The following is a 26,135-nucleotide window of genomic DNA, read 5'->3' as shown; positions in this document are numbered from 1 at the left end:
CCGCAGACGCCGCCCCCTTCGGGCCCCTATGCCCAGCCGTCGATGCCACCGGGCTACCCGCCCCAGCCGTCCGCGCCGGGCCGCCCGACCGGGCGGCCGAGCATGGCCGTGGCGGTCGGGCTCGCCCTGGCGCTGCTCGCCGGCGGCGGCGTGTACCTCGTGAGCCGCAACTCCGGCACGGAAGAACAGGCCGCCGGGAAGGGGAAGGGGGCCTCGTCCACCCCGAACGCCTCGCAGTCGCCGGCCGGCGCGACCAAGGCGCCGGAGCCGGTCACCCGCACGGGCATCAACCTGCCGGAAAACTACACCCTGAGGTTCGGCGACGGTGAGCTGCGGCCGCAGGAGTCGGGCGGCTCCGCCGGCGACCTGGAGTTCGGCGGGCACTCGCTCCCGTACCGCGTGCGCACCCAGGCGGGCAACCACCTTGTGCTGCTCGACCCGGAGCAGGCCGGATCCCTGGAGACCTGCCGCGACGAGACGCGCTTCGCCGACTACATCCCCCTGGACAAGCTGTCCCCGGGCGCCCAGTTCTGCGTCCTCACCAAGGCGGGTCACATCGGTCTGATCACCTTCCGGGGGCAGACGGCCAACACCGACCCCGCCTTCCACGTCACCCTCGACGCCACCGTCTGGCGCCGGGCGGTCGCGCCCTCGTAGCCCGACTGACCCGCCCGCCGTAGCCCAGTCAGATCCCCGTCGGGGTACGGATTTCCTCCGCGACCACCGCCACCCGACGGAACAGCTTGAGGGCCTCCTGGCGGGCACGGGTGTGGTCGGTGGTTTCTGCCGTGGGATGCCCCTTTGCATGGTGGTGGTCGAAGGTGTGCCCCCCCACGCTCCCCCGGACAGCCCGTGAGGGGCGCCCGCGTCCGCCTTCGACTCGACGCCAAAGACGTCGGTCCAGGTCTGGAGTCACTCCCTGGCCTTGGCGAGGTCGGTGGTCATCGGGACGGGCGTCCAGGGGGCCGTCAGGGCGTGGTCGGTGAACAGGGTCTCCAGGCGGGTGCGGCGCTCGGCGGGCGGCGCCGCGAGTGCGGGCGGCGGCCCGGCGCTGTAACGCCCCGAACGTCAACCGGCCCTCTCCCGTGTCCAAGACGACCAGCTCAGCGTCCAGGACCAGGCCGCCGGGTCACCGGCCCGGCCGGCCCGGACGGTGTGGAGAGCAGCGTCCGGTGCCGTGGACTTCTGCTCGTAGGACACCCCGGCGCGTTCTCGTGGCGGCCCCCGCGTGCCCCGGTCAACGGGCCGGGCGTGCGTGATCTCCGGTTCCAGCCATGAAGCGGATGCTAGGCCGGGCCCTCGGCAGGAAAGCCGCCGGAGGCCGGCCTGGCCGAGGATTTCGACGGCGTGGCTCAGGACGGACAGGCTGCTGGAGCGGGGAGGATCGTGATCCTCTAGAAACCGCTGCCGCGACAAGTCCTCGCTGGTCAGGCGTGGTCGTCCGATGGCTGCCGGGCAGGCTGGACCGACCAGCTTGGGGGCTCGTCGTTGTCTGAGTCCTCGTCGCGCTCCGCATCGGCGGATGTCGCATGGATCTTGCCCGGCGCGTGGTGGACCGGCGCGTATACGGCGTAGAGCTGCAGGGTCTCGTCCCCGATGTTGGTGACGTTGTGCCACGTGCCGGCGGGCACGAAGATCGCCCAGCCATCCTCGACCTCCCGGTCGAAGTCGAGTTGATCCTTCGTGCGGCCCATCTGGAGGCGGCCCCGGCCCGCGTCGAGTCGCAGGAATTGGTCAGTCTCCGGGTGGGCCTCCAAGCCGATGTCCTTACCCACCGGGATCGACATGAGGGTCAACTGGAGGTACTTCCCGGACCAAGCGACGGTGCGATAGTTCGTGTTCTCGAGTGTCGCCTCCTCGAGGTCGAAGCTTTGAGGTTCCGGCCCGATGTCCTTGATGGTCATATTCTTCTCCCGGTCAACGAAGACGGTACGAGTTCGCGTTTTCGCCTCAGCCCACGTCAGCATTCCCAGAGCCCACCCAGTCTCCCGACTATGTCTTTAAATGTACCTTGCAGGCAAGTCTTCCTTGCCTAGCCTCGGCGCGGTCTTGTACGGCATGGATACGGTGACGGCATGACGACGATCCTGAGGCACCCCCGACCTGGATTCATGTGGGATTGGTGGGCAGTGGATACTCGGGGCTTCCTGGTGCAGTTCAGCGGCGGTCCAGCTCCTGAGCACCTGCTGGCGCAGGTGGATCGTGTCGATGCCGCAGCTGCGTGGGCAGAGGAGAACTGCCCTGCATGGTTCAACGATGGCCCCCCGCCGCTTCACGCCTTCAGCTGCAACGGCGAGCAGCCGACCTGCACACGCAACGCTGTCCCGGAGTCTCCACTACGGCTGTCCGACGCGCCGGCAGCCATCGCAGACGTAACATGACGAGTTTGCTGCTTTGATCATCAGGACCAACTACAACGATGAGACGGCCTGGCAGGCGGTGACAGCAGCCCTGCGTCAGCCATGCGGATACGACGGCGAGTTCGAAGCCGACGTTCATCTCGTCGAAGATCCTGTCTGGGCGGATGCCACGTCCGACGAGGTCCTCGCCGCGGTGAGCCGGGACGAGAACCTCAGTGTGGTGTTCATCGCCGACCGCGTCACGATGCAATCCGCCCATCTGGAGTACTAGGTGTATTGGTTCGACGGCCGAGGACCTGCAGATCGTGGACGACCTGATCGTCGCTGGCTGGCCAGCTGATGACGACACCGCCTTCACCAGTCATCCCAACCGCGTCTGGGCCGTCCACGACGCGACAACGGGCAAGGTCAAGGCGTCGGTCACCTGTGCTACCGACAGCCCCGCAGGAACCAATGCGCGCGACCCCTTCCACCCAGCCGTGGACGCGGACCACCGTTACCTCGTCTACGGCCCGCTGGCCTTCGACCTCGCCGGATGCCGGGGAACCTGCGCGATCGGCAGCTCCACCACCAAGGACGCCGCCTTCGTCTCCGTCGACCGCAACGGCACCGCCTACGGCCACACCACCACCCACAGTGGTGAGTCGGCCCCCGTCACCTTGACGATCGCTTCGGGAAATGTCACAGCCCTGCCTTCCGGCACCAAAATCCCGACCGTGCTCCTCAACGGGGCGGCGGTGTACATCGCGTCCGACGAGGATGACGACAAAGCCCCGTACAGCGTGGTGTCCTACCCGCGGCGCTGAATCCGCCGACGAGCCGCTGACAGTCTCACGACACAGGCTCGAACGTCGATCGGCCAGGAACACGTCCGGCGTGCCCCTGGGACGCCCGATCCGTCGAGGCACTCGTAACCAGGCCATGACCTGGGCGAATGTCGGTGGTCACCGGCCTGGCCGTGGGTGACGGCGAACGCCAGCGGGCGGCAGTGGCTGTCCGCGGCAAGGTGGATCTTCGTCGTCAGTTCTCCGCGCGACCGGCCGAAGGCGTGATCGTGCGGCTCGCCGGCCGGGGCCCCATTTGACGGGCCCCGGCCCTGCCGGGCAGGGCGGGATAGGGACCGATTCGCGCACTGGAGGGGTCCGGTTGGTTGTCCGTGGTCGGTGCGAGGCCTAGTACTCCAGCCGCACTTCGTGATGGGGCGTTGTGGGTCGGCCGGCTCGTATATCGAGGGTTCCTGCGGGTGCGGCTCGGTACGGTCGGGCCGTGCACCCTGATGAGAGCGGCCCTGTCGATCCGACACCTGTCCTGAACTGGCAGGACGGCTCCACGCTGCGCTGGATCGAACGGCCTGAGGCGGTCGATGCTGCGTTCAGCCGGGGCGAGCCGCTCGTTGGGGTGGCTGTGTTCGCGCTCGCTCTCAACCATGCGGACGCGAACGCGATCCTGCCCCGAGTCGGCAAGGCGCTGGAGGCGGGGGACCCGGAAATTCGCCGCCAAGGGGTCATCGCTCTGGCCCACGTCGCCCGTCTGCATCGGACCGTTGATCGACGATGTCTCGATCTCCTGCGCGGTTGCCCGCGTGGCAACGAAGCCGATGATGACCTTTGGTCCTTCGTCGCCCACCGACGGCTTCCCTGGTGGCTCTGGCGGCACCACTTCACGCAGCGGTTGACCTGGGTGTTCCGGGACAGATGGCGGGACTGACGCCGCCAGTGGCATACGGAGGGAACCGGTACAGCATTTCTTATCAGAGCGGTCCCGCCCGCCGGCGACCCACCAGCCGCCCGTAGCGATTGCGAATACGCCGTCCTCGGCTCGGTGGGGCGGTGAGAGCCGCCCGCGTGACGCTTTGCGGCCCCCGCAACCGAACCGGCCCATGCTTCGTGGCAGGGGCCGGTGCGCGTTCTCCGCCGCGTGGGCACGCTTTCGCGGTTCAGTCCTGGGGCGGGAAGAGCTCGACCAGGCGTTCGCGCTGCCGTTCACCCCGGCGCTGCACCCTTCGGCTGTCGGAGATGCCGAGGTCGATGAGGTGGCGGCGGGCACGGACCTCGCCGATGCCGGGAAGGGACTGCAGGAGGTGGAGGGCGCGGGTCTGGCGGGCGATGGAGAAGGTGTCGTGGCCGTCGAGTATCTCGTCCGGGAATGCCGTGTCCTGCTTGAGCGCGAGGGCGCCGCGGCACGGGGGGAGGTCGCCGGGGCACTGGATGCTCGACCAGCGCGGAAACCGGGACGGACGGCTCCGCGAGGCCGGATGGCCACCGAACCGCCTGCATGGCGCCGCTCCGGGGTGCGGGAGTCGGACTGCCGGCCTGCGCCGGTTCGTGCGGGTCGGGGCCACCGCCACGCACCCGCTTGTCCCACACAGGAGGTGTGAGATCCGCCCCGGCCGGTTATTCCGAGGGGAGATATATCAAGATTCCTGGACAAAGGGGCCCAACAGTGGCGCATCCAATGCCGGAGACCCGCTCCCGCGTCGGGCTGCATGTCAACGGCCGGCGACACGAGCTCGAGGTGGACCATCGGGTCACCCTCCTGGACCTGCTGCGGGAGCACCTCGGCCTGACCGGCGCCAAGAAGGGCTGTGACCACGGCCAGTGCGGGGCCTGCACCGTACTGGTCGACGGTCGGCGCGCCAACAGCTGCCTGCTTCTCGCCGTCGCCCACGACGGGGCGCGGGTCACCACCGTGGAGGGACTGGGCGGCGACGGAGCGGGCGGCCTGCATCCGTTGCAGGAGGCCTTCATGGAACGGGACGCCTTCCAGTGCGGCTACTGCACGCCCGGCCAGCTCTGCTCCGCCGCCGGTCTGCTCGCCGAGGCGGCCGCCGACCCCGGGGCCGCGGACCTCAGCCGCTCCGGGATCGCCGAGGCCATGAGCGGCAACCTGTGCCGCTGCGGCGCGTACCCCCGCATCGTGGACGCGGTACGGGACGTGGCCGCGATGCCACAGGCCGCTGCCCCGGTCCGAGCCCAGGCCCAGGCTCCCGGTGACGGGCAGGTGGGCGCGTGAAGCCGTTCGCGTACGTACGCGCCACCGGGCTCCCCGAGGCGATCGCCGCCCACGGCGCGCGGCCCGGCTCCCGCTACCTCGGCGGCGGCACCAACCTCGTGGATCTCATGAAGCTCGGGGTCGAGGCCCCCGACACCCTCGTCGACCTCGCCGGCCTACCCCTCGACTCCGTCGAGGAGACCGCGGACGGCGGTCTGCGGATCGGGGCCGGGGTGCGGGGCACCGATCTCGCGCTCCATCCTCTCGTCCGCACCCGCTACCCCGCCCTGTCCCAGGCGCTCCTGGCCGGTGCCTCGACCCAGTTGCGCAACGTCGCCACCACCGGCGGCAACCTGCTCCAGCGCACCCGCTGCCCCTACTTCCAGGACCTGGCCAAGCCCTGCAACAAGCGGGAGCCCGGCACCGGCTGCGGCGCCCGCGACGGAGTCCACCGGGACCACGCCGTTCTCGGCCACTCCCCGCAGTGCATCGCCACCCACCCGTCCGACATGGCCGTGGCACTCGTCGCGCTCGACACGGGCGTCGAACTCCAGGGTCCCGACGGCGCCCGTACGGTGCCCGCGACCGCATTCCACCGGCTGCCGGGCGACCAACCCGAACGGGACACCGTCATCGAGCCCGGCGAGATCCTCACGGCGGTCACACTCCCGCCGGAGCGCGCCGGCCTCCCGTCGCGCTACCGCAAGGCCCGCGACCGTGCCTCGTACTCCTTCGCGCTGGCCTCCGTCGCCGCCGTGCTCGACATCTCCGGGGGGCGCGTCCGCCATGTCGCGCTCGCGTTCGGCGGGCTCGCCCACCGTCCCTGGCGCGCCACGGCCGCCGAGGAACGGCTGCTGGGCGCCGCCCCCACCGAGAGCGCCGTACGGGAGGCGGTCGAAGCCGAGCTCGACTCGGCGGAGCCGCTGCGCGACAACGCGTTCAAGGTTCCCCTCGCCCGCAACCTGGCCTGCGACGTGCTCAACTCCCTCTCCGGGAGTCCCCGCTCCGGCGACTCCCGCTCCTGAAACGCCCCTCCGCCCCTCCGCTCCTCAGCCCCTCCCCCGATCGCGAGGACCGCCATGGACCCCAGCCCCGCCGCCCCGGCGCCCTCCCTCGGCAGCCCCACCCCCCGCCTGGAGGGCCGGGAGAAGGTCACAGGAAGAGCCCGCTACGCGGCCGAGTACGCACTGCCGGGCCGGGCGTACGCATGGCCGGTGCCCGCCACCGTGCCCCGCGGACGCGTCACCGCCGTCGACACCGCCGGCGCGCTCGCGCTGCCCGGCGTCCTCGCCGTTCTCACTCCCTCCGACGCGCCCAGGCTGGGCGCCTGCGACGACCCCACCCTCCGCGTGCTCCAGGACCTCGAAGTGCCCCACCGCGGCTGGTACGTGGCCCTGGCCGTCGCCGAGACCCCGGAGGCCGCGCGGGCCGCCGCCGCGGCCGTCCGCGTCCGCTACGCCGCCGAGCCCCACGACTGCGTGCTGCACACCGGCCACCCGGACGCTTACACCCCCGAACAGGCCAACGGCGGCTATCCGGCACACCGCGAGAAGGGCGACGCGGCCGCCGCGTTCGCCGCCGCCCCGGTACGCGTCGACTGCGCCTACTCCGTACCGCCACTGCACAACCACCCCATGGAACCGCATGCCGCCACCGCCCACTGGGACGCCGCCGCCAGCACCCTCACCGTGTACGACTCCAGCCAGGGATCCGGATTGGTACGCACCACCTTGGCGGACCTCTTCGCCCTGCCCGCGGACCGCGTCACGGTGGTCTCCGAGCACGTCGGTGGCGCCTTCGGCTGCAAGGGCACCCCGCGCCCGCACGTCGTCCTCGCCGTGATGGCCGCACGGCACACCGGCCGCCCCGTCACCCTCGCCCTGCCCCGGCGCCACCTCGCGGCCGTCGTCGGTCACCGCGCGCCGACTCTGCACCGCGTGCGCCTCGGCGCCCGTACGGACGGCACGCTCACCGCCCTCGCCCACGAGGTCACCACCCACACCTCCCGCGTGCGGGAGTTCGTCGAACAGGCAGCCGTCCCGGCCCGCGTCATGTACGCCGCGCCCGACCTTCTCACCACGCACCGCGTCGTGCCCCTCGACGTGCCCACTCCCTCCTGGATGCGGGCGCCCGGCGAGTGCCCCGGCATGTACGCCCTGGAGTCGGCCATGGACGAGCTGGCCTGCACCCTCGGCATCGACCCGGTCGAGCTGCGCGTCCGCAACGAGCCCGGCGCAGAACCCGACAGCGGCCACCCGTTCAGCAGCCGCCATCTCGTGGAATGCCTGCGCGAGGGGGCCGCCCGCTTCGACTGGGCCGCGCACCGCACGCCGCGCCGGGACGGGCCGCTGCTCATCGGCACCGGGGTCGCGGCCGCCACGTACCCGGTGTACGTCGCGCCCTCCTCGGCGCGGGCGTACGCCCTCCCCGACGGTACGTACCTCGTACAGACCAACGCCACCGACCTCGGCACCGGTGCCCGCACCGTCCTGGCGCAGGTCGCCGCCGACGCGCTGCGGGTCGCCCTGGACCGGGTGACGGTGGAGATCGGGCACTCCGCGCTGCCGCAAGGGGCGGTGGCCGGCGGCTCGGCCGGGACGGCTTCCTGGGGCTGGGCGGTCCACGACGCCTGCACGAGCCTGCTCGCCCTGCTCGCCCGCCGCTCAGGCCCGATCCCGGAGACCGGGGTGTCCGTCCCCGCCGATACGACGGCCTCCGCGAAGCAGAAGTCCCCGTACGCCAGGCACGCGTTCGGCGCCCACTTCGCGCAGGTGCAGGCCGACACCGTCACGGGCGAGGTCCGGGTCCGCAGACTCCTGGGCGTCTTCGCCGCGGGCCGCATCCTCAACCCGCTCACCGCCCGCTCCCAGTTCGTCGGCGGCATGGTCATGGGCCTGGGCATGGCCCTCACCGAACACAGCACCATGGACCCGGCTTTCGGGGACTTCACCGAGAACGACCTCGCCTCCTACCACGTCCCCGCCCACGCCGACGTGCCCGACATCGAGGTGCACTGGCTGGACGAGCACGACAAGCACCTCAATCCGGTGGGTGGCAAGGGCATCGGCGAGATCGGCATCGTCGGCACGGCGGCGGCCATCGGCAACGCCTTCCACCACGCGACCGGCCGCCGGATCCGCGAACTCCCGCTGACCCCGGACCGCGTCCTGGCGGCCCTCGGCTGAGGAGGACCGGCCGCCCGCGGAGCCGGCCCCGGTTCCGAAGGCCTCGTCGGCCTCGCACCCCTCACGCGTTGGCCCGGGCAGGCGCGGCCTTCTCCGCTCTCCTCAGACGATGGGACCGGCGTACCCGGGTTCTCCCTCGCGGGGTCAACCCTCGTAGCGGGTCGCCAGGGTCCGTGCGGTTTCGGCGATGCGGTCGCGCAGCCCGGCCGGTGCCATGACCTCGACGTCGGTGCCCATCCGCAGGAATTCTCCGTGGGCGTGGTCGATCGACTCGATGGGTACCCGGGCCTGCGTCCATCCATCACCCGTGGGCGTCACGCCGAGGCGGCGGGCCCCCTGCGGGGTGAGCCGCACCAGGGCCTCTCCCGTGTGCAGCCGCGCTCGGAAGTCGGCCAGGTGACTGTTCCAGTACCCGGCCAGGCCGAAGCCGTCAGGAATGGCGAACTGCTCCTCCAGCGGCCGGAGTCCGAGGATCTGGTCGATCCGGTAGGTGCGGATCCCGGACGGTCCGCCGGCGACCAGATACCAGCGGCCGGCCTTGAGCACGAGCCCGTACGGCTCCACCCGCCGCTCGATCTCTTCCGGAGCCCGCCAACGCCGGTACCTCAGTACCACCGCCCGCCGTGCCCACACCGCGGCGGCGACCGGGGCCAGGTGAGGCGTGCGGTCGGCATCGCCGTACCAGCCTGGGGCGTCGAGCAGGAAGTTCGTCTACTTCCTCATCACGTATCTCACGGGCCTGACGATGTTCTGGATCAAGTACCGCTGCGTGGTCGTCACCCAGAACGCCATCTATGTTGGAGAGCAGCAAACTCTCGGGTGGCGCCAAGCCGCGGTCGCTGGTGGCCACGCTGCCGCGCCACACGCCACTCGGCCCGGTGTCCGGGCGATGGGGCCGGTTGAACCTCCTCGGCGAGCGCCACTGGGTCCACAAGCACTTCCACGAGGAGGTCGCTGCCGCTGACCGTGAAGCCGGCCTGTCGCAATGAAGGAGCCGGCGAACCAGGCCTTCGGCCGGCCCGGCGCGGCCCGGCGGTGCCGGCCACGTCGTCGTCGTTACGGCGCCGCCGTGAGGAACTCTCGCAGGTCCACGGCCGCGTACCCCGCCTCCAGGGCCGCGTCGATGATCGGTGGCAGGGCCTCGGCGTCGAGTACCACCCCGTCGCCCGTGCTGCTCCCGACATGCAGCTGCAGGACGGCCCCGGGCTCCAGCGAGTCCACCGCCCTGCGGACCGCCTCGTGCACGGTCATGCCACCGGCCGACCCCAGGTAGCCGTTCGTGTCGTTGGTGAACTCGATCGCCGCATAGCCCAGGTCGTTGACGTCGGCAACCGAATCCTCGGTCGTGGAGCTGTACGGGAACCGGAAGAACGGCAGGGGCTCGGCCCCCGACGCCGTACGGATCGCCGCATCCGCCGCGCGGACCTCCCGCGCCCGCTCCCGCGTACTCAGGTCGTCGAAGTACGGGTGGCTGTAGGAGTGGTTGCCCAGCCCGTGCCCTGCCCCGGCCATCGCACGCACGGCCGCCGGACGGGCCTCGGCGTACATTCCCGTGGGGAAGAACGTGGCGGGTGCCTTCCGCCGGCACAGCTCCGCCAGGACCGTGTCCAGGCCGCTCTCGTCCCACGCGGCGTTGAAGGTGAGCGCCACCGCCCTGCGGGACGTGGGCAACCGCCGGATCTCCTGCCCGAGCAGCGCCGCCGGCGGCCGGGGACCCGCCACGGTATCGGCCCCGCGCCCCCGGGCGGCCGGCGAAGCCAGAGCGCTCGGGCCGGGCACCAGCCCCGCGGCCGACAGCGCCGCCGACGCGGCACGTCGTCCCACATCCACCACGGTCACTCCCTCGGACACCGCGCCGCACCGACGGGGCGGGCCCGGTGTGCCGGTGCGCTGACGTCTGCACCGGCGTTACGCGCGCAAGGCCGGGCACTTCCTCGGCGTTCGAGGCGAAGGTGCGCCCACGGGGCCGGCGCGGGCCGGCGAGCGCCGCCGTTCGCCGACCCCGTCGGGGTGCCCGCGTCCGACTAGCGGTTCACGGGCGCCAGTCGGCCTCCAGGTCATGGGAGTCGGTCTTGGTGAGCTGGGTCAGCGCGGTGCCGTCGGCCCGTACCAGGTAGAGGTGTTCGGGGTCCGCATCGTCAACGCCGCCTCTGGTGAAGACCAAGCTGTTGCCGTCCGGCGACCAGGACGGGTTCTTGTCGTTGGCGCGGGCCGCGGTGATGCGGTGGAGGCCGGTGCCGTCGGGGCGGACGAGGTAGAGGTGGGCGAAGCCGGAGGAGTCCACTCGGCTGAAGGCGATCCGGTTCCCGTGCGACCAGTCGGGCGTCCAGTCGTGGGAGCTCGGCCCGGTGACCGGCGTCTGGGCCAGCGTGGACAGCCGGATCTTCATCACCCGGCTGTGTCCGCCCGCGTCCGCTCGGTTGAACGCCAGGTACTTGCCGTCCGGGGACCACGTCGGATGGAGGTCGTCAGCCGCGGTATGAGTGAGCCGGGTGGCAGGAGTGCCGTCGATGTCGGCCACGTATATCTCGCGCTGGGTGCCGACCGGCTTGGCGTAGGCGATCCGCTTGCCGTCCGGGGACCACGCCGGGTCGGAGGCGCCCTTGGTGCCGGGGACGGCCTTCAGGTCGCTGCCCGTGGTGTTCATCGTCCAGATGCCGTCGATGGCGCCACCGGATCCGTAGCGGACGAAGGCGACCCGTTTGCCGTCCGGGGACCAACTGGGCATGACCTCGCTGACGGTGGGGGTGTGGGTGAGCTTGACGGTCGTGCCGCCACTGGGGGAGATCGCGTAGAGGTCCTCCGTGGGGGCTGCCGCGGTGTAGCGGGCGAAGACGATCGGGTGGTCCCCCGCCGCCCCCGCGTCTCCTGCGGCGCCGAGAGTCAGGGACGCGGCCATGGCGATTGCCGTGGCGGTCACCACCGCCCAGCTGCGCCGCGTCGTGCCGTTTGCTCTGGTCCGGCAGATTCCCTGCGCCCTTCCGGAGGTTCTTCCCTTACCAGTGGTGCGGTGTTGGCGGCGTGTCAAGGTGCCCACCCCATCCCTCCTTGCGGCCTGCGGCGGGCCGCTCCGGCCTGAAACATCCCACCGATGGGGCTCCGGGGAAAGCAACGGAACCTGGCCGTACGAGCCCTGTGACATGTTCCGTACACCGCTGTCACACGCGATGTACCAACCGACGGACAGCCGGCGCGACCCCGCCGGCCTCGATTCCCCCGGAGCACTCCAAGCGTGGTGCAGTCGACTCATCGGCCCGACCGCCGCGGGAGCATCGCCCGGCTGCGCCGGTTCGACCGGGCCGGTGACGACTTCCGACCGGCCCCTGCCGCAGTTGCCGAAGCCCGAGTTCGTCCTGATCCGCGTCGAGGCTCCACCCGAGGCGCCCGCCCAGGTCACTGTCGATCTCCGTGAGGTCGGCATCTCGGCAGGGTTGATCGGGTACGAGTACCGGCCGCTGAGTGAGCCGGTGTTCCTCGCGGGGGTCGGTGAGCGGGGGCTGGTCGCCATCGCGACGAGTGGCCTGTTCGGACGCAGACCCTGCACCCTAGCCTCTGATTGAAACGTTACGGAACGTTTCCTTGATCTCTTCGCGCAGAGAAGAAGACTACCCATGCACGTCATCACCGTCACCCGTCGCTGTGAGGCCCCGCCCGAGGCTGTCTGGCAGCTCTTCGCGGACGTGCCGGGCCGCACCCGGTGGGACGACGAGCTCGAACGCGGCAGCATCGACGGACCGTTCGTCAAGGGCGCCCGCGGCACGGTCAAGCTCAAGGGCCAGCCCGAGCGGAGGTTCGAGATCCTGGAGCGCGAGACGCCGGTGCGCTACACCGACCGCTACTTCCTGCCCATGGGAGGGAAGATGGACTGGGTGCACGCCGTGCGCGCCGTCGACGGCGGCTGCGACATCACCTTCGACATCTCGGTCAGCGGCCCCACCAGATTCCTCCTCGCGCCGATCACGAAGAAGATCCTCGGCCGCGCACTGCCGCCCACGGTGGAGAAACTGGCCGCCGTCGCTGCAAGGATGGACTCCTGATCATGTGATCACCTCCGAGTGGGTGTCGGAGTCCACCCACCGGCTTCGGGTCGATCGGCTTGGGCGTCACTTCGGCTGGCTGCTCGGCTGGGACGGCATCCTCGTGTCGGCCGGACGGGGCCGGCTCAGGTGTTGGTGTGCTGGGGCAGCCGCAGCTCGGCCAGCGTCCCACCGCCGGACGCCAGGGAGAGCCGGGCGGTGCCGCCGTGGAGTTCGGCCACCCAGCGGACGATGGCGAGGCCGGTGCCGGTGCCGGTGCTCGCCGGCCCGGTGACGCGGCGCTCGAAGACCCGGGTGCGGTCCTTGGCCGGGACACCGGGGCCGTGGTCCCGGACGACGACGCGGCCCGGGGTGACACGCACGTCGACCGGGGTTCCGCCGCCGTGTCGCAGGGCGTTCTCCACGAGGTTGCGGACGGCCTGGGCGAGCAGTTCGGGGTCGCCGTCGACGATGGCGGCCTCGGTGGTGAGGGTGACACCGGTGTGGTCGGGGAGTTCCTCGACGGTCTGTTCGACAAGCTGGTCGAGCCGTAGCGGGGTCAGCTCGATGTCCTGGGTGCCGGCCTCGATGCGGGCGCGGGCCAGCAGGCCGGTGACCAGGCGGCCCAGGCGGTCGATCAGTCGCACGGCCTCGTCCAGGGCGTCCGGTGCCCGGGCCGACGAGGTGCTGCCGCCTTCGACCACCAGCCGCAGGGTGGCCAGCGGGGTGCGCAGTTCGTGGGCTGCCTCGGCGAGGAACTGTTCCTGCTGTTCGAGTCCGCGCAGGGCGGGTCGCATGGCCACCCGCGGCGACCTCGTCGCCGACCTCAAGCGCCAGCTCGACGACGGCAGCTCCCGCGCGGCCAAGGACCCCTTCCGGGCCGGCGCCGTCTACACCGACTTCGACTCCGTGCCCTACGCCTTCGGCCTGGCCGCCACCGCCCAGCTGTACCAGCGTGTGACCGGCGACTCCCACTACGACGCGTTCGCCACCCAGCAGCGCAACTGGACGCTGGGCGCCAACGCCTGGGGCTCATCCTTCGTCATCGGAGCCGGCAGCACCTTCCCGCACTGCCCCGAACACCAGCCCGCCAACCTCGCCGGTGACCTCAACGGCGAAGGCGACATCCTCCGCGGCGGCGTCGTCAACGGCCCCAACGCGGCAGACAAGCTCAAGGAGCTCAACTCCTTCCCCGGCATGCGCAAGTGCCCGGCCAACGACGGCAACCCCTTCGCCGCGTTCGACGGCCGCGGCGGCGGCTTCATGGACCACGTAGGCGCCTGGCAGACCGTCGAATCCGCAGACGACTTCACCGCCACCGCACTGCTCTCCTTCACCCGCTCCGCCGCACCCGGCCCCGAGACCGCCCACCGCTGACACCGAGCCACAAGCAACACACCACCGCGCACCGGACGAGCTGATGTAACACCGCGGCAAGCCGATCCGGCCCTGTGCGCAACCGCATCAGTGAATGTGTGAACTGGCACGCCTGTGGCGGCCGGCCGTCCTCCTGATTGGCACCGGACGGCAGCAACTTCGTCACCTCGTGACAGCCATGATCACTACAACCGCCCAGCCTGAGCAGAAGACAGTCATCCCGCCCTGGCTGACGCCCATCCAGTGCCACCGCCGCACCCATTCACACGATCGGGCATGCCCGCGCACCATTATCGTCGATAGGACGATAATGAGCTATCGTCGCCACATGAACGAAGAACCCAACGAGAACACCGGCTCCATGGACGGCTCAGCAGCCGAGCACGCACAGCGGGTAGCGGCGCAGGTCACGGCCGAGGCGGCGGGTGACACGGCATGGAACCTGGCCGACGACCGCCTCAAGGGCATGTCCGATCCTCCGTGCGGATTAACTGGCCCAGGCGGACCGGCTTGGGAGCAGCTGCAGGACTGCGTCCACGGCGAGGGCTCCAGCAGCGGCCTGAGGGTCTTCGTCCTCATCGACGACGCTCGGCTGTTGCGGCCCCTGCCGGATCGCAGCTGAGGAAGAGCGCTTTGGGGACGTACCGCGGAGGGGGTACAGGCGCCCATTGCCGCGACAGCCAGGCATACGCCGCGCCCGAAAGGTCGAACACTGCTCCGATGTCAGTGACATCTGCCCTGCAGCTCTGTCTGGCACACCTGCTGACCACGCGGTGCTGGTCGCACCATGGCTGACCGCAACGCTCCCGTGTGGCCATGCCCGAGACCGGCATCGGCTTCGTCCCCGACGTCGGCGGCACCTGGCTGCTCGGCCGGGCGCCGGCGAGCTCGGCACCGACATGGCCCTCACCGGGGCCGCGTTGGGCGCCGCGGATGCGCTGCTGTGCGGGCTCGCCGACCACTTCGTACCGGCACCCCGGCTGCCGGAGCCGGTCGCCGGGCTGCGTCGGGGCACGGCCGCCGGGCTGCTGCCGCGGTACGGCGTGCCCGCCCCGGCGGGGGGGGGGGGAACTCGCCGCCGCCCGCGAGGAGATCGACCCCTGCTACTCCACCGACACCGTCGAGGAGATCGTCGAGCGGCTGCTCGCCCACGGCACGCCCGCCGCCAAGGAGGCGGCCGAGACGATCCCGGCGGAGTCACCCACCGCCCTGAAGATCACCCTCGGGAGACTCTGGAGCAGGAGTTCACGGTGTCCTGCGCGGCCCTGCGGGGCCTGCCGGACATGGTCGAGGGCATCCGCGCCCAGGTCATCGACACGGACCGGCACCCCCACTGGTCCCCGGCCACCCTTCAGTAGGTTGACGAGGCCACCGTGACGGCCTTCTCCACCCAGGCCGAGGGCGCGACGCGCGTCGCGCCGTGGCGGCCCGGGACCTGCCCTGTTCCGGTCCGGCCGGGAGCACGGTCGCTGAAGGGGTGTCAGGCCGCCTCCATTCGGCCGTGCCCCCTCCCGCATAATGACGGGGCCGCGGAACAGGAGGCGTCGGGTGCAGGTACGGGAACGGATCGAAGACCGTTATGAGCTGGAGGAATTGCTCGGCCGCGGAGGCTTCGGGGAGGTGTGGCGGGCATGGGACAACCGGGTCGGCCGGTGGGTCGCCGTCAAGATCGGATACCCGGGTACCGCCGATGACGTCCGCCGGCTGGAGCGGGAGGCGAACCTCGCAGGGAACCTCTCGCACCCGAACATCGCCACCGTCCACGACGTGGGCCGCGGCCTGCGGGAGGGCCAGGGCATGGTCTTCCTGGTCATGGAGCTGGTCCAGGGAGACACCCTCGCCACCGTCCTGAGAGCCGGCCTTCCCGAGGTCGCGGACGTCCTGGAGTGGGCCGTGCACATCGCCGACGCGCTCGGCGCCGCACACCGGGCGGGCATAGTGCACCGGGACGTCAAACCCGCCAACGTGATGGTCACCAAGAGCGGGATCGTGAAGGTCCTTGACTTCGGCATCGCCAAGGCGCAGGGCGGACCGGCGCCAGCCCTCACGAACCTGACGGCCACCGGCATGATCATCGGCTCGTTCCCCTACATGGCTCCGGAGCGCTGGACCGGCGGTGCGGACGGGGTGCCGGTGGACGGGCGGGCCGACCTCTACGCCTTGGGCTGCGTCCTGGCTGAACTGCTCACCGGACGGCTGCCGTTCACCGGCGGCGAGCTGCACGAGCTGCTGGCCCAGCACCTCCAGGTCCCGCCGCCCGCCCCGAGCGGCCTGCGTCCCGGGATTCCCGCCGCGCTCGACCGGCTGGTCCTGGACCTGCTCGCCAAGGACCCCCGGCAGCGTCCCGCCGACGCGGAGGAGGTGGTCCGCCGCCTGAGGAACATCGCGCACGCGCAGGCCGCCGCCCCGGCCGGGGCTGCTGCCGGCCTCCCGCCCGCGACCGTTGTGAACGCTCCCGGACCGATCCCGCCGCGCCCCGCCCACCTTCCGACGGTCCACGAGGCCGCACTCGACGTGCACGCCCCGGCCGACCCTGCAGGCAACCCGATCCGCCTCCTGCTGGACCGGCGTCTCGAGCAGCTCGTGGCGACCCGTCACGACAGTCCGGCCGATTACGGCGACCGGCTGCGCATACTCGCGCAGGACCTCACCGCAGAGCTCGGCCCCGACGACTGGCTGACCGTGGAGGCCACGACCCTCTGGGCGTGGGCCGTCCGCCGCGAGATGCCGGACGAGCTGGAACGGATCCTGCCGCGCATGATGCGGGTCTTCGGAGTGGACCACCGGGAGACCATCACCGCACGCGTCGTGTGCGTCGGCGAGGCGGCGGCATACGGCCCCGGCGACGGCCTCCGGTACGAGGGGGAGCTCCTTGAGATCATCGAGCAGGCCACCCGGGTGCTCGGCGCCTCCAACTCCGTCACCCTGGCGGCTCGCTACTACCTGGCCTGCGCCTCGTACCGCGGTTCCGGAGTTCTGGACGAGACGTGGGCGCGGCGCACTCCCGAGGAAGCAGCCCGGCAGTACGCACTGCTGGCGCCCCTCGTGCCGGAGCTGCTGCTGGCGGAAGACGGCCGGGGCGCGTCGGACGACCTGCGCTACCGGGTGGTCCACAACGCCTGGCTGACAGGCGATTTCCACACGGCCGCCGCCCTGTACCGCCAGATCTACTTGAACCTGGACGAGCTGGCCGAGCGGGGCGACGAGGAGATGGCGTACCGGGTGGCCCGCAGCATCGGTGAGGCGGGTGACCCGGAGCAGGCCCTGGCCATGATCCAGCCGCTGCTGCACCGGGTGGAAACCGCCTTTGGCGGCAGCCATTGGCTGACCCGGGAGGTGACGGAGGCCCGCAAGCAGTTCCGCAAGGCCATGCGGGAGCAGCGGCGTGCTTCCGGCTCGGGCCGCTCGTGGGGGTTCGGCCTGCGCTGACAGCATGGTCGATTCCCTCCCGGGCTCCAGGCACGCTCGAAGCCCCGCAGGTGTCCAGGCCCACGTGGGTGATCGCGTATCGACGCTCTGGCCCGCGCGCTGACATACGGATCACCCGAGACCCTGTGCGAACTGGCTGCCCGACGCCAGGAGGCGGGCGTCTTCGCTGAGACAGGACAGGGGGACCAGGCCGGTGACCTCGGCGGGGCACTCGCGCAACCCGCGCCCGTCCCGACCGGACCCTGCGTCCGCTGCCACGCCCAGACATGCAGGTACGGGGTGGATGCCTCTCCCTTGTACGCGTCGTGCAGGGACGCGCGAGCGGCGCAGTACGGGAAGCAGCGATGTCCAGCGCACCGCCTCCCGTCGGCGGTCCGCGGCTGGAACTTCTGCGTTTCCTTGAACGCGTCCAGCTCCAGGATCTCCAGCGGACCCGCGACTGGATAGCTGCCGAGGAGCAGCACCCTGTGGTCGAGGCGGCGCGCAGGCCTGCGCCGCCGTCTCCGGAGTGGCTGATCGAGTACGGGATCGGTGCCGGACGGCCGGCTGCTCGGGTGCACGTCGGCAGCTGCTGGGACACCCGCACCCGCTGCAAGGCCGCCACCGCCGATCTTGCCCGGCGCGCCCTTTCCGAGGGTGTAGAGGCCCGCCCGGCCTGCCGTCCCGACACCGCCCTGGGGGTGCTGGAATGACCGGCCGCCCCCGCGGTGGAGGAATAGGCCCAGGTCAGAGTACGACGGGGACCGGCACGCCGAGCGCGACGGCCGCACGGCGGCACCCGGCGCGCGCGGCGGCAAGCTCCGCCCGTGCCTCCGCCCCCGGCCGGCCCCGGGCGGCCGCCAACGCCCTGACGGCCGCCGCGTGGAGCTCCGCCCGCGCGAGCGGCCCGTCCCCGGGAAGAACCGTGAGCCCGGCGGCATCCGCCACCGCGGCCACCAGCCGCGCCACGTCCGCAGGCCCCCGCACCGACCGGTGCACATGAGCGCCCAGCAGCCGGGGCACCCATCCCGCGAGGGCGACCCGGACCTGCTCGCACAACCCGTCGAGACCCGCGTACCGGCAGACGGGCGCCATGCCGTCGTTCATCTCCCCATGGTCACTCCCACCACCGACACCACCCCCTGGGGGCGGGCGGACCGAGGCCCGCCCGGGGCGCTGGTTTCACCGCCGAAACGCCCCCTGCGCACCCTGTTACGGACCTCAGCTGGTGAGCTTCTCGGTCTTGCGTGCCGGTGTCTGGGCCCGCGTCCGGGCCCGCGCTGCCGCGCGCTGCGCCTCTCGATGGCGGGCGAGCGCGTCGGTGTTCGCCGCGTACGCCGTCTCCAGCCGCTCCGTCGCGGCCCGTGCGTCTTCCTCGGCCGCCGTCAGGGCAGCGGCCGCGCGGACCGCCAGCGCCTGCGCTGCGGTCTGCTCGGCCTCCAGGCGTTCCGCTGCGGCCAGCGCCTCGGCCGCCTCCGCCCGGGCCGCCTTCACGCGCTCGCGGCGTGCCTGCTCAGCCCGTGGGCCCGGCGCCGGAGGAGGCTGAGTGGGTTCTGCGGCGGGCCCGGCGGGCCGGGCCTGTGTGCGGCGGGGTGGGGTGGTGCCGGGCAGCGGTTCGAGGCCGGTGAACCCTCTGACCGCCTGCGGGGCCTTGACCAGACGGCCGGCCTCCCACTGTGCGGCACCCCCGCATCGGCGAGCACCGCATGCAGGATCTCCTCGACCTCGTGCAGCACCGGCTCACTCACCGCCTGACCGGCCTCGGCCGCCAGAGCGCGCGCCGTACGGGCGAGGCGCCCGATCACGACATGCTGATCATGCGAGAGCTTCCGCAGCTGCCCGGCGCCCAGCGTCTGGTGCGCCGCACGGAGCGCCTCGCCAAGCTCGGCCAGGCCATGCGCTTCCCTGGGCCGGCTGCGGGCCAGCTGCGCGGCCGTCCACGCCGCGAGCGTCGGCTTGCGCAGTGCCGCGGGACGACTCCCCGCAGTTCGAGCAGGTCCTGGAAGCAATCCGGGTGCCCAGGCTGCGCCTCGGCAGGACGCGCAACCGGCCGGACCGCGTCCGGGCCGACAAGGCGTACGACTCCCGCAGCAACCGCTCCTATCCTGCGCAGACGCGGGATCAAGGCCACCATCCCGGTGCCTGCGGACCGGGTCCGCAACCGGCTGAGGCGCGGATCGCGCGGCGGGCGGCCGCCGAAGTTCGACAAGAACCACTACAAGCAACGGCACGCGGTCGAGTGCGGCATCAACCGGCTCAAGCGCCACCGTGCCGTCGCCATGAGGTACCACGAACTCGCCGTCCGCTACGAAGCGACAGTGCTGGTCGCAGCGATCAATGAATGGCTGTGACCAGCACTGTCACAACATGCCCTAGGCCGAGACAGGCGTACGGGACAGGGCTGTGCGCAGCGCGAAGACGCCGAGCAGGCCACCTGCTCCGTACCGCTGGGCGGTCATCACGCGGGGCCGGGCGGCCAGGAGTCCCGAAACGCGTGCTGCCCCCAGCATGATCAGAGCGTTCACGGAGAGCCCCACGATGATCTGCACACCACCGAGTTGGAGCAGTTGTGCCCAGTCCGGACCCGCCTGCGGATCCATGAACTGGGGCAGAAGGGCGGCATACATGAGAGCGATCTTGGGGTTGAGCAGGTTGGTCAGGAGCCCCATCGAGAACAGGCGGACGTCGGAGACCACAGGCAGGTCCTGGGCCGGCGCGAAGGGCGAGCGGCCGCCCAGCTTGAGCATGCCCCAGGCCAGGTAGGCCAGGTAGGCGGCTCCGGCGAGCTTAACCACGGTGAACGCCAGCGGCACGGCGGCGAACAACGCGGACAATCCCGCGGCCGCGGCCAGCAGGTAGCACAGGAATCCAACGGCGGTCCCGCTCAGGCTGACCAGGCCCGCCCTACGGCCTTGGGTGATCGCTCGAGAGGCGAGGTGGATCATGTTCGGTCCCGGGGTCACGGCCATGCCCAGTTCGACCAGGGCCACTCCCCCTGCTGCGGCCAGACTGATCACTGGTCAACTCCTGATCGCTTGACGGGTATCTGATACCCGCGGTGGGGCACCGCCGTCTGCGACACACGGTGCGACGCGTCGGTAGTCCTTACGTCCTCCGCCTCAGGATACGGTCCTGCCATTCGCCATCTCCGTGCCCCCCAAGGGTTGTGCATCTCGCTAGCGTGTGCCCATGAGTGGGGACATGTGGGTGGGAGTACGGGAGCGGGTGCTTCGGGTAGTCGTTCTTGTCGAACTTCGGCGGCCGCCCGCCGCGCGATCCGCGCCTCGGCCGGTTGCGGACCCGGTCCGCAGGCACCGGGATGGTGGCCTTGATCCCGCGTCTGCGCAGGTAGGGCGGTTACTGCGGGAGTCGTACGCCTTGTCGGCCCGGACGCGGTCCGGCCGGTTGCGCGTCCTGCCCAGGCGCAGCCTGGGCACCCGGATTGCTTCCAGGACCTGCTCGAACTGCCGGGAGTCGCCCCGCTGCCCTGCGGTGATCACCACCGAGAGCGGTTTCTGTCCCTGCTCGACGGCACGGTGGATTTTGCTGGTCAGCCCGCCGCGGGACCCTCCGAGGCCGTGGTCGGCCGGCTCGACGAACACTCCGCCGGGCGGTTCCTTCTGGAGATCCCCCTTTCGCCGCCCCGGCGGCGTGCTGGTGGGCTCGGCAGACGGTGGAGTCGACGTTGACGTCCCGGGTGATCAGGCCCTTGGCATCCGCCTCGGCCTTGAGCCGTGTGAGGATCCTGGCCCAGGTCCCGTCCCGCTGCCAGCGCCGGAACAGGTCATAGACGGTCCCACGGCCCATGGCGTTTCGGCAGATCGCGCCATGGAGCACCGGAGCGGGTCCGCCACCGTATGCCGTCTGTCAGCTGCCGTCGCGTCCACACCTGCGGACGGCCCGGCTTGATACCCAAGGGCGGCGACGGCTCAAGCCGGGCTCACTGGCCGTTCGTCAGATCTCCACGTCCCACGACAGGTGATCACCAACGAACAAGATCCACTTTCGCAACAGGCCCTAGCCGCGCGGCCGTCCGCCCCGACCCCGACGGAGCCGCAACGCGAACCCACACGGCTGTGACCTCCCGCTTTCGTGACAGTGCGCGACGTGCGCATCTCTCACCTGATGGCAGTGGACAGTTCCCGATCTCTCACCTCAGTGACAGTGAGCACGAACGGCAGAAGGCTGTTCTGACCTGCACTTCAGTCGCAGCCAAGTGTGAACTGGCACGCCCATGGCAGCCAGCCGGCCGTGTGATTGGCATCGGACGGCAGCAGCTTGGTCACCTCGTGACAGCCATGATCACGACAGCTGCCGAGCCTAAGCAGGTGACAGCCACCCCACCCTGAGTGACGCCCGTCCAGTGCCACCGCCGCGCCCATTCACAACCAGAAATCCGCGTTCCGGAAGCGGGTCGGATTCCCTGCAAGGTCACCTGTGCCCCCGCAAGGAGCCCGGAGCCATCGTCTCCGCAACCGGATCGGGCAAGACGATCACCGCCACCGCGAGGGTGAACCAGCCGGTGCAGGGAATGCCCGTGACGGGACGGCCCGCGGCGTTCCCGGCAAGCAGGCGCGTCTTGCCCGTACCGGACATGCCGAGCAGCACCCGCAGTGGCTCCCCCCGTGGGTGGGGCTACCTGGGGTTGACTGCCACCACCGTGCTGACCACTGCGACGAACACCCCAACGCCCGTGAGGGCAAACGTCAGTGGCTGTGTAAGCACCGGGTAACGGTACGCCAGGCACGCAAGTCCACTGACGAACAACAAGCAGACCAGGGCCAGAAAACACGCACACCAAAGCAGTGACATCGGACACGCAAAGGCTCCTCTCTCATCGGGTGCCCTCTACCTACTGATCTTTTCGTAAGTTCGGTGGGTGTGGTGGGTGGATGGTCAGGCCGGCATGGGCGAGGAATGACCATGGCAGTCGGTTGGCGATGAGGGAACTCAGGTTGCCGAACTTCCCGTCGATGTCGGAGTTCACGACGATCACCAGGGTGGCACGGTCCTGCGGGAGGCGGACGGCGATGGTCTCGTAGCCGGGTAGCTCGCCGTTGTGGCCGATCCAGCCGGCGAAGTCGGCGATGCCGAGCCCGTAGCCCAGTCCTGGGTGCCCGGGGGGCAGCATGCGCAGCCGCTGGGCCTGGACGGCCGGTCCCAGCAGCCGGTCGCCGTCCGGCAGCCGCCCGCTGACCATGGCCGGAACCCAGGTGTGCAGGTCGTCGATGGTGGAGATCATCGCGCCGGCCGCCCAGCCCCAGGACGGGTCCCAACCGGAGGCGTCGACGGTCGCGCCGTCGGGGGTGAAGTTCGTGTGGCCGTGCACGTACGGGCCGGTGATCTCGGCGCCGGTCGGCAGCGAGGTCGCGTCCATGCCGGCCGGTGCGAAGACGTGCTGCTGCAGGTAGGTGTGCAGGGGCTGTCCGCTGATCTTCTCGACGAGCAGGCCGAGCAGGACTGTGTTGGTGTTGGAATACTCCCAGCGTGCCCCGGGCGGGAACTTCGCCGGGTGCCGGAAGGCAATGTCCAGCAGCTGCTGCGGGGTCCAGGCACGGTACGGGTCGGCCTTGAAGACGGCCAGCCAGCGCGGGTCCTCGGTGTAGTTGTAGAGGCCGCTGCGCATATCGGCGAGCTGCCGGACGGTGATGCGGTCGCCGCCGGGGACCCCGTCGAGGTACGTCGAGATCGGCGCGTCGAGCCGTACCTTCCCGTCGTCGACGAGCTGGAGGACGCCGGTGACAGTGAATGGCTTGGTGACGCTGCCGATGCGGGTGTGCATGTCGGTCTTGACGGGGGTGCCGGTGGTCTTGTCGGAGGTGCCGAAGGCGCGTACGTAGTCGTCGTCGCCGTCGATCTACAGGCCGACGCCCACACCGGGGATGCCGGCCTCGCGCATGGCCGCGGTGATCGCGTGGTCGAGCTTCTCGGCGATCACGTCGTCGATGCCGACCCGGCCCGGCGGGGTGGCGGCGGGGGCCTGGCCCGCGCACAGCGCGGTCAGCAGGAGGGAGGCGTCCCCTAAGCGCAGTTCGGTGGGCAGGTAGTCCACCGCCACATGCCCCGGCGGAACCCGCACCGCGGCCGGCCGAGGTCGCGGGGGGCCATCAGCGCGAGCAGTAGGTTCACACCAACGCGCTTGTGTCCCGAAGTGCTGCCGCCAATCGGCCGGACGAAGCGGTGGGCCGACGAGGCCGGCCAGGGTCGGGTCCGACGGCACGTACGTCCGCCCCGGGTACGGCCGGTGGAGGCGCTATTCGGCGCGATGGGCCTTGTGCGGGGCCACCCGAAGCTGCGCCTTCGCGGGAAGCTTCCGACCGGTGGACCGGCGGGCGCGTTCCAGCGGCCCTTCGCTCAGCGCCCGCAGGACGGGGCCGAGCTCGCTGCCGGGGGTGAGGGTGAGGTCGAGTTGGGCTTCGGGCCGGCTGGGCGGGCCGACCATGCGTGCACGGGCCTGGTGGACGCCGGGCAGGTGCCTGGCGTCGGCTGCGAGAGCGTCGCGGAGGGCGCGCTCGCGCAGTTCCACCCCGTCCACGGCAGGGGGGCCGCCCACAGGGGTGTGGCCGGGGCGGGCACGGCGCAGTTGCGCCAGCAGCCACCAGAGGGCGAGCAGGAGGACGACGGCCAGGACGGCGATGACGGCGGGCCACCACCAACTTTCGTCCGTCCAGCGGGTGCGGTCGGCGTCGTCGAGCAGGACTCCGCCGGGCGCGGTCAGGGGCCAGCCGTCGGGTGGTGTCAGGTGCCAGCGCCGGTACAGGTCGAAGCTGCCCGTAAGGACGAGGAGGCCGGTGCCGAGCAGGACGATGCCTGCCAGGGCCAGCAGGACTCGGTTGACGGCGGATTTCTTCTCCATGGGATCCCACTCCTGTCACTGGCTCGCCGGCGGCCGTCCGCGGACGGAGTACTTCAGGCCACTTCAGATCATTTCGGTCGGGTTCGGACCTGCACGGCGAGCCGAGGAGCGCGGGCAAGGGCGAACCGGTCGAGTTCCTCCCGCAGAGCCATCACGAGATCGCCCTTTACCTCAGCGGCGGGGCGGAAACGCACGTCCGCGCGCGCCCGGACACGGTGCTGGAAGACACGGATCCTGGCAGCGCTGACGCCGGGGACGCGCATCGCAGCGTCCCGCAGCAGGAGTGCCGCGGCGTCGCGGTCCAGCACGGCGCGCATCTGGGCGTCGGGAGTCTTCAGGGGGAGCTGGTTACGCAGGCCGGGGGTGAGTGCCAGGACGACCAGCCAGAGGCCGAGGACGGCGATGACGGCGGCGCCGATCCGTATCGAGACGTCATCCAACGGGCGGGTGGCCAGTTCGTCGGCCAGGCGCGTGCGCCAGGCCGCGGCCGGCCGGCCCGCCCGGACCCTGACGACGTCGAACAACAGGGTCCCGGCCGCAGCTGCGACGAGCAGGGCCGTCAGGGCGGCGGGTATGCGGCGCGCGGACCACGGGCGCCTGGCAGTCGGCTGCGCGCCGGCCGAAGGCTGCTTGGACAGCTGCCCCACGGTGCGGGAGGTGACCTGGTCGGCCGGGGTGTGCTGCTCGCCGTCGGTCGCGGTGGGCTGCTGGCGGTCGGTCGCGGTGGGTTGCCTCCGGTCGGCCGGGCGGTCTTGGTCCCGTTCCATGCCGGGCTCTCCTTCCGGTGGGGATGCGGACCGGTTCACTCCACGCGTCGATGTTCCAGGCCCTCGGAGGGAACCAGTCGCTCGATGGCGAGAGTGACTTCGGTGATGCGCATCCCGGTCAAATGGGCGACCCGCTCGGTGACGTACTGCTGCACCTCACGGGAGGCAGCGGCGAGGTCTATCGGGTAGGGCATCTCCAGAGTCAGTCCCAGCCGTGCCGTGCCGCTGCCGGCCGTGACCGACGCGTGGGGAGCGGCCAGTTTCGCGTGAACGGCTGAGGTGTCCGTCTGCGTGGCCAGTGCCTCCTGTGTGGCGCGGACGGCGATGCGGGCCACCACCTTGTCCGGGATCACCGTGGCACCGCGTTCGGCCAGGGACAGGACCGGCCGGGAGGGGCCTGGAACTCCCCGGGAGGGGGCGGGGGCCGGTTGCGGGGTCACAGCCGGTTCCGGGAACGCGTGAAGTCGGACATCTCCAGGTCACCCTGCAGCACGCGGCCGATGATCAGGCCCACCAGGCCCAGGAACGCCACGAGCAGGAACGCCCAGAAGCCGCCGAAGAATGCGGCGAAGCCCAGGGCCATGCCGGCCAGCAGGCCCACGGTTGCTGCGCTCATTTCACTCACCTGAATTTCGCGTCGGTTGTTTCTCGGCTTGGCGAGTCCGGGGGGATGCGAGGGTCACTGAACGCGCCCCTCGCCCGCCTCCTCGTCCTCGTCGTCGGGCAGGTAGACGTCGTCGACCGCGATGTTCACTTCCACGACCTCAAGGCCGGTCATACGTTCCACGGCGGTGATGACGCTGGTGCGGACGTCGGCAGCGATGTCCACGATGGCCACGCCGTACTCCACGACCACGTCGAGATCCACGGCGGCCTGCCGTTCGCCCACCTCGACCTTCACGCCGCGGGACACGCTGGGACGCCCGCCGGCGACCTTGTCGCTCACCGCCCCGAGCGTGCGGGCGATACCGGAGCCGAGGCTGTGAATGCCCGGTACCTCGCGGGTGGCCATTCCTGCGATCTTTTCGACGACGCTGTCGGCGATGGTCGTCCGACCCCGCGTCTCGGGGGCCGTCCCTGCGCCGGTGCGGCCCGTGAGGGTGCTGCCGGCAGCAGGTGACACGCTCCCGCCCGCGGTGGGGTTGATGGTGTCCGACATGAGAACCTCCCCAGGG

General features: G+C 71.1%; 34 protein-coding genes and 3 pseudogenes. 16 read left to right on the top strand and 21 right to left on the bottom strand.

Going from position 1 to position 26,135, the window contains the following annotated elements; all coding sequences use genetic code 11:
- Nucleotides 1–657 (top strand): annotated as a pseudogene (locus AB4039_RS04550) (serine/threonine protein kinase); the annotation flags it as partial.
- A gap of 28 nt (nucleotides 658–685) precedes the next feature.
- On the opposite strand, the gene AB4039_RS04545 reads toward AB4039_RS04550, so the two are convergent.
- Together AB4039_RS04545 and AB4039_RS04540 are read right to left on the bottom strand one after the other, a co-directional pair.
- Entirely contained in the window at nucleotides 686–835 is a 150-nt protein-coding gene (locus tag AB4039_RS04545; protein ID WP_442270026.1) for a hypothetical protein, read from the bottom strand.
- A gap of 592 nt (nucleotides 836–1,427) precedes the next feature.
- A complete protein-coding gene (locus tag AB4039_RS04540; protein ID WP_442270025.1) occupies nucleotides 1,428–1,904 on the bottom strand; it encodes a cupin domain-containing protein in 477 nt (158 codons plus the stop codon).
- 490 nt (nucleotides 1,905–2,394) lie between these two features.
- Between AB4039_RS04540 and AB4039_RS04535 the strand changes: the two genes are divergently transcribed.
- Nucleotides 2,395–2,631 carry a DUF6924 domain-containing protein gene (locus AB4039_RS04535; RefSeq protein ID WP_442270024.1) on the top strand — a complete coding sequence of 79 codons (237 nt, stop codon included), beginning with the start codon at nucleotides 2,395–2,397 and terminating at the stop codon, nucleotides 2,629–2,631.
- 34 nt (nucleotides 2,632–2,665) lie between these two features.
- Nucleotides 2,666–3,166, top strand: a complete 501-nt coding sequence (locus AB4039_RS04530; protein ID WP_442270032.1) for a hypothetical protein — start codon at nucleotides 2,666–2,668, stop codon at nucleotides 3,164–3,166.
- A gap of 48 nt (nucleotides 3,167–3,214) precedes the next feature.
- Here the strand turns inward: AB4039_RS04530 and AB4039_RS04525 are convergent.
- A pseudogene (locus AB4039_RS04525) lies at nucleotides 3,215–3,423 on the bottom strand (IS5/IS1182 family transposase); the annotation flags it as partial.
- 203 nt (nucleotides 3,424–3,626) lie between these two features.
- On the opposite strand from AB4039_RS04525, the gene AB4039_RS04520 reads away from it, so the two are divergent.
- Nucleotides 3,627–4,067, top strand: a complete 441-nt coding sequence (locus tag AB4039_RS04520; protein WP_442270023.1) for a hypothetical protein — start codon at nucleotides 3,627–3,629, stop codon at nucleotides 4,065–4,067.
- Between the two features lie 229 nt (nucleotides 4,068–4,296).
- Here the strand turns inward: AB4039_RS04520 and AB4039_RS04515 are convergent, their stop codons facing one another.
- Entirely contained in the window at nucleotides 4,297–4,701 is a 405-nt protein-coding gene (locus AB4039_RS04515) for a hypothetical protein (protein WP_266847444.1), read from the bottom strand.
- 113 nt (nucleotides 4,702–4,814) lie between these two features.
- On the opposite strand from AB4039_RS04515, the gene AB4039_RS04510 reads away from it, so the two are divergent.
- Genes AB4039_RS04510 through AB4039_RS04500 form a run of 3 tightly spaced genes read left to right on the top strand, consistent with a single transcriptional unit; the run spans nucleotide 4,815 to nucleotide 8,536 of the window.
- Nucleotides 4,815–5,372 carry a (2Fe-2S)-binding protein gene (locus tag AB4039_RS04510; RefSeq protein ID WP_442270022.1) on the top strand — a complete coding sequence of 186 codons (558 nt, stop codon included), beginning with the start codon at nucleotides 4,815–4,817 and terminating at the stop codon, nucleotides 5,370–5,372.
- Nucleotides 5,369–6,376 (top strand): FAD binding domain-containing protein, encoded by a 1,008-nt coding sequence (locus tag AB4039_RS04505; protein WP_442270021.1) that lies wholly within the window; start codon nucleotides 5,369–5,371, stop codon nucleotides 6,374–6,376. The genes AB4039_RS04510 and AB4039_RS04505 overlap by 4 nt, the downstream gene beginning before the upstream one ends.
- Nucleotides 6,377–6,430: 54 nt before the next feature.
- The gene (locus AB4039_RS04500; protein WP_442270020.1) at nucleotides 6,431–8,536 is read left to right on the top strand and encodes a xanthine dehydrogenase family protein molybdopterin-binding subunit; all 2,106 of its coding nucleotides are present in this window, start codon (nucleotides 6,431–6,433) and stop codon (nucleotides 8,534–8,536) included.
- A gap of 144 nt (nucleotides 8,537–8,680) precedes the next feature.
- On the opposite strand, the gene AB4039_RS04495 is transcribed toward AB4039_RS04500, so the two are convergent.
- On the bottom strand, nucleotides 8,681–9,190 hold the full coding sequence (locus tag AB4039_RS04495; RefSeq protein WP_442270031.1) for a helix-turn-helix transcriptional regulator: 510 nt from the start codon (nucleotides 9,188–9,190) through the stop codon (nucleotides 8,681–8,683).
- Between the two features lie 140 nt (nucleotides 9,191–9,330).
- On the opposite strand from AB4039_RS04495, the gene AB4039_RS04490 reads away from it, so the two are divergent.
- Entirely contained in the window at nucleotides 9,331–9,525 is a 195-nt protein-coding gene (locus AB4039_RS04490) for a hypothetical protein (protein WP_442270019.1), read from the top strand.
- 67 nt (nucleotides 9,526–9,592) lie between these two features.
- Here AB4039_RS04490 and AB4039_RS04485 read toward each other — a convergent pair whose 3' ends face one another.
- Nucleotides 9,593–10,207: a polysaccharide deacetylase family protein gene (locus AB4039_RS04485; protein ID WP_442270018.1), complete on the bottom strand. Its 615-nt coding sequence runs from the start codon at nucleotides 10,205–10,207 to the stop codon at nucleotides 9,593–9,595.
- Nucleotides 10,208–10,568: 361 nt separating this feature from the next.
- Entirely contained in the window at nucleotides 10,569–11,456 is an 888-nt protein-coding gene (locus AB4039_RS04480) for a hypothetical protein (RefSeq protein ID WP_442270017.1), read from the bottom strand.
- 382 nt (nucleotides 11,457–11,838) lie between these two features.
- On the opposite strand from AB4039_RS04480, the gene AB4039_RS04475 reads away from it, so the two are divergent.
- Nucleotides 11,839–12,096: a hypothetical protein gene (locus tag AB4039_RS04475; RefSeq protein ID WP_266844195.1), complete on the top strand. Its 258-nt coding sequence runs from the start codon at nucleotides 11,839–11,841 to the stop codon at nucleotides 12,094–12,096.
- Between the two features lie 51 nt (nucleotides 12,097–12,147).
- Entirely contained in the window at nucleotides 12,148–12,573 is a 426-nt protein-coding gene (locus tag AB4039_RS04470) for an SRPBCC family protein (RefSeq protein ID WP_266844196.1), read from the top strand.
- Nucleotides 12,574–12,698: 125 nt separating this feature from the next.
- On the opposite strand, the gene AB4039_RS04465 is transcribed toward AB4039_RS04470, so the two are convergent.
- Entirely contained in the window at nucleotides 12,699–13,349 is a 651-nt protein-coding gene (locus tag AB4039_RS04465; RefSeq protein WP_266844903.1) for a sensor histidine kinase, read from the bottom strand.
- Here AB4039_RS04465 and AB4039_RS04460 point away from each other — a divergent pair.
- The 5 genes and pseudogenes from AB4039_RS04460 to AB4039_RS04440 all read left to right on the top strand — a co-directional run bounded on the left by AB4039_RS04460 (nucleotide 13,348) and on the right by AB4039_RS04440 (nucleotide 18,050).
- The gene (locus tag AB4039_RS04460; protein ID WP_442270016.1) at nucleotides 13,348–13,929 is read left to right on the top strand and encodes a glycoside hydrolase family 9 protein; all 582 of its coding nucleotides are present in this window, start codon (nucleotides 13,348–13,350) and stop codon (nucleotides 13,927–13,929) included. The two genes, AB4039_RS04465 and AB4039_RS04460, sit on opposite strands and share 2 nt — an antisense overlap.
- A gap of 328 nt (nucleotides 13,930–14,257) precedes the next feature.
- Complete coding sequence (locus AB4039_RS04455) at nucleotides 14,258–14,551, top strand: hypothetical protein (RefSeq protein WP_442270015.1); 294 nt, start codon at nucleotides 14,258–14,260, stop codon at nucleotides 14,549–14,551.
- A gap of 176 nt (nucleotides 14,552–14,727) precedes the next feature.
- Nucleotides 14,728–15,281, top strand: a pseudogene (locus tag AB4039_RS04450) (enoyl-CoA hydratase/isomerase family protein); the annotation flags it as partial.
- A gap of 196 nt (nucleotides 15,282–15,477) precedes the next feature.
- Nucleotides 15,478–17,358 carry a serine/threonine-protein kinase gene (locus AB4039_RS04445; RefSeq protein ID WP_266844201.1) on the top strand — a complete coding sequence of 627 codons (1,881 nt, stop codon included), beginning with the start codon at nucleotides 15,478–15,480 and terminating at the stop codon, nucleotides 17,356–17,358.
- A 344-nt stretch (nucleotides 17,359–17,702) separates the two neighbouring features.
- Nucleotides 17,703–18,050 (top strand): DUF6233 domain-containing protein, encoded by a 348-nt coding sequence (locus AB4039_RS04440; protein ID WP_442270014.1) that lies wholly within the window; start codon nucleotides 17,703–17,705, stop codon nucleotides 18,048–18,050.
- 34 nt (nucleotides 18,051–18,084) lie between these two features.
- Here AB4039_RS04440 and AB4039_RS04435 read toward each other — a convergent pair whose 3' ends face one another.
- Both AB4039_RS04435 and AB4039_RS04430 read right to left on the bottom strand, forming a co-directional pair.
- The gene (locus AB4039_RS04435; protein ID WP_442270013.1) at nucleotides 18,085–18,444 is read right to left on the bottom strand and encodes a hypothetical protein; all 360 of its coding nucleotides are present in this window, start codon (nucleotides 18,442–18,444) and stop codon (nucleotides 18,085–18,087) included.
- Nucleotides 18,445–18,558: 114 nt separating this feature from the next.
- Nucleotides 18,559–18,831 (bottom strand): hypothetical protein, encoded by a 273-nt coding sequence (locus AB4039_RS04430; RefSeq protein WP_442270012.1) that lies wholly within the window; start codon nucleotides 18,829–18,831, stop codon nucleotides 18,559–18,561.
- A 212-nt stretch (nucleotides 18,832–19,043) separates the two neighbouring features.
- Here AB4039_RS04430 and AB4039_RS04425 point away from each other — a divergent pair, with 212 nt between their 5' ends.
- Nucleotides 19,044–19,688, top strand: a complete 645-nt coding sequence (locus AB4039_RS04425; protein ID WP_442270011.1) for a hypothetical protein — start codon at nucleotides 19,044–19,046, stop codon at nucleotides 19,686–19,688.
- A 21-nt stretch (nucleotides 19,689–19,709) separates the two neighbouring features.
- Here AB4039_RS04425 and AB4039_RS04420 read toward each other — a convergent pair whose 3' ends face one another.
- From AB4039_RS04420 to AB4039_RS04370, 11 genes are all read right to left on the bottom strand, one after another.
- On the bottom strand, nucleotides 19,710–20,354 hold the full coding sequence (locus AB4039_RS04420; RefSeq protein ID WP_442270010.1) for a LysE family translocator: 645 nt from the start codon (nucleotides 20,352–20,354) through the stop codon (nucleotides 19,710–19,712).
- A gap of 159 nt (nucleotides 20,355–20,513) precedes the next feature.
- Nucleotides 20,514–20,840: a transposase gene (locus AB4039_RS04415; RefSeq protein WP_442270030.1), complete on the bottom strand. Its 327-nt coding sequence runs from the start codon at nucleotides 20,838–20,840 to the stop codon at nucleotides 20,514–20,516.
- A gap of 281 nt (nucleotides 20,841–21,121) precedes the next feature.
- Nucleotides 21,122–21,226 (bottom strand): transposase, encoded by a 105-nt coding sequence (locus AB4039_RS04410; RefSeq protein ID WP_266844904.1) that lies wholly within the window; start codon nucleotides 21,224–21,226, stop codon nucleotides 21,122–21,124.
- A 542-nt stretch (nucleotides 21,227–21,768) separates the two neighbouring features.
- On the bottom strand, nucleotides 21,769–21,945 hold the full coding sequence (locus AB4039_RS04405) for a hypothetical protein (RefSeq protein WP_266844208.1): 177 nt from the start codon (nucleotides 21,943–21,945) through the stop codon (nucleotides 21,769–21,771).
- 244 nt (nucleotides 21,946–22,189) lie between these two features.
- Complete coding sequence (locus tag AB4039_RS04400) at nucleotides 22,190–23,194, bottom strand: serine hydrolase domain-containing protein (protein WP_442270029.1); 1,005 nt, start codon at nucleotides 23,192–23,194, stop codon at nucleotides 22,190–22,192.
- Nucleotides 23,195–23,389: a hypothetical protein gene (locus AB4039_RS04395; RefSeq protein ID WP_442270009.1), complete on the bottom strand. Its 195-nt coding sequence runs from the start codon at nucleotides 23,387–23,389 to the stop codon at nucleotides 23,195–23,197.
- 201 nt (nucleotides 23,390–23,590) lie between these two features.
- Nucleotides 23,591–24,193, bottom strand: coding sequence for an alkaline shock response membrane anchor protein AmaP (locus tag AB4039_RS04390; RefSeq protein ID WP_442270008.1), 603 nt, complete (start codon nucleotides 24,191–24,193; stop codon nucleotides 23,591–23,593).
- Nucleotides 24,194–24,261: 68 nt separating this feature from the next.
- The gene (locus AB4039_RS04385) at nucleotides 24,262–24,960 is read right to left on the bottom strand and encodes a DUF6286 domain-containing protein (RefSeq protein WP_266844211.1); all 699 of its coding nucleotides are present in this window, start codon (nucleotides 24,958–24,960) and stop codon (nucleotides 24,262–24,264) included.
- A gap of 35 nt (nucleotides 24,961–24,995) precedes the next feature.
- Nucleotides 24,996–25,400, bottom strand: a complete 405-nt coding sequence (locus AB4039_RS04380; protein ID WP_442270007.1) for an Asp23/Gls24 family envelope stress response protein — start codon at nucleotides 25,398–25,400, stop codon at nucleotides 24,996–24,998.
- Complete coding sequence (locus AB4039_RS04375; RefSeq protein ID WP_266844213.1) at nucleotides 25,397–25,576, bottom strand: hypothetical protein; 180 nt, start codon at nucleotides 25,574–25,576, stop codon at nucleotides 25,397–25,399. Before AB4039_RS04375 ends, AB4039_RS04380 begins: the two co-directional genes overlap by 4 nt.
- Nucleotides 25,577–25,639: 63 nt before the next feature.
- A complete protein-coding gene (locus tag AB4039_RS04370) occupies nucleotides 25,640–26,119 on the bottom strand; it encodes an Asp23/Gls24 family envelope stress response protein (RefSeq protein WP_266844214.1) in 480 nt (159 codons plus the stop codon).
- Nucleotides 26,120–26,135: the final 16 nt, after the last annotated feature.

Source organism: Streptomyces sp. M-16, assembly GCF_052114405.1.
Classification (GTDB): Bacteria; Actinomycetota; Actinomycetes; order Streptomycetales; family Streptomycetaceae; genus Streptomyces.
Note: the sequence above shows the minus strand (reverse complement) of the source record. Positions and strands in the feature narration are given on the sequence as shown.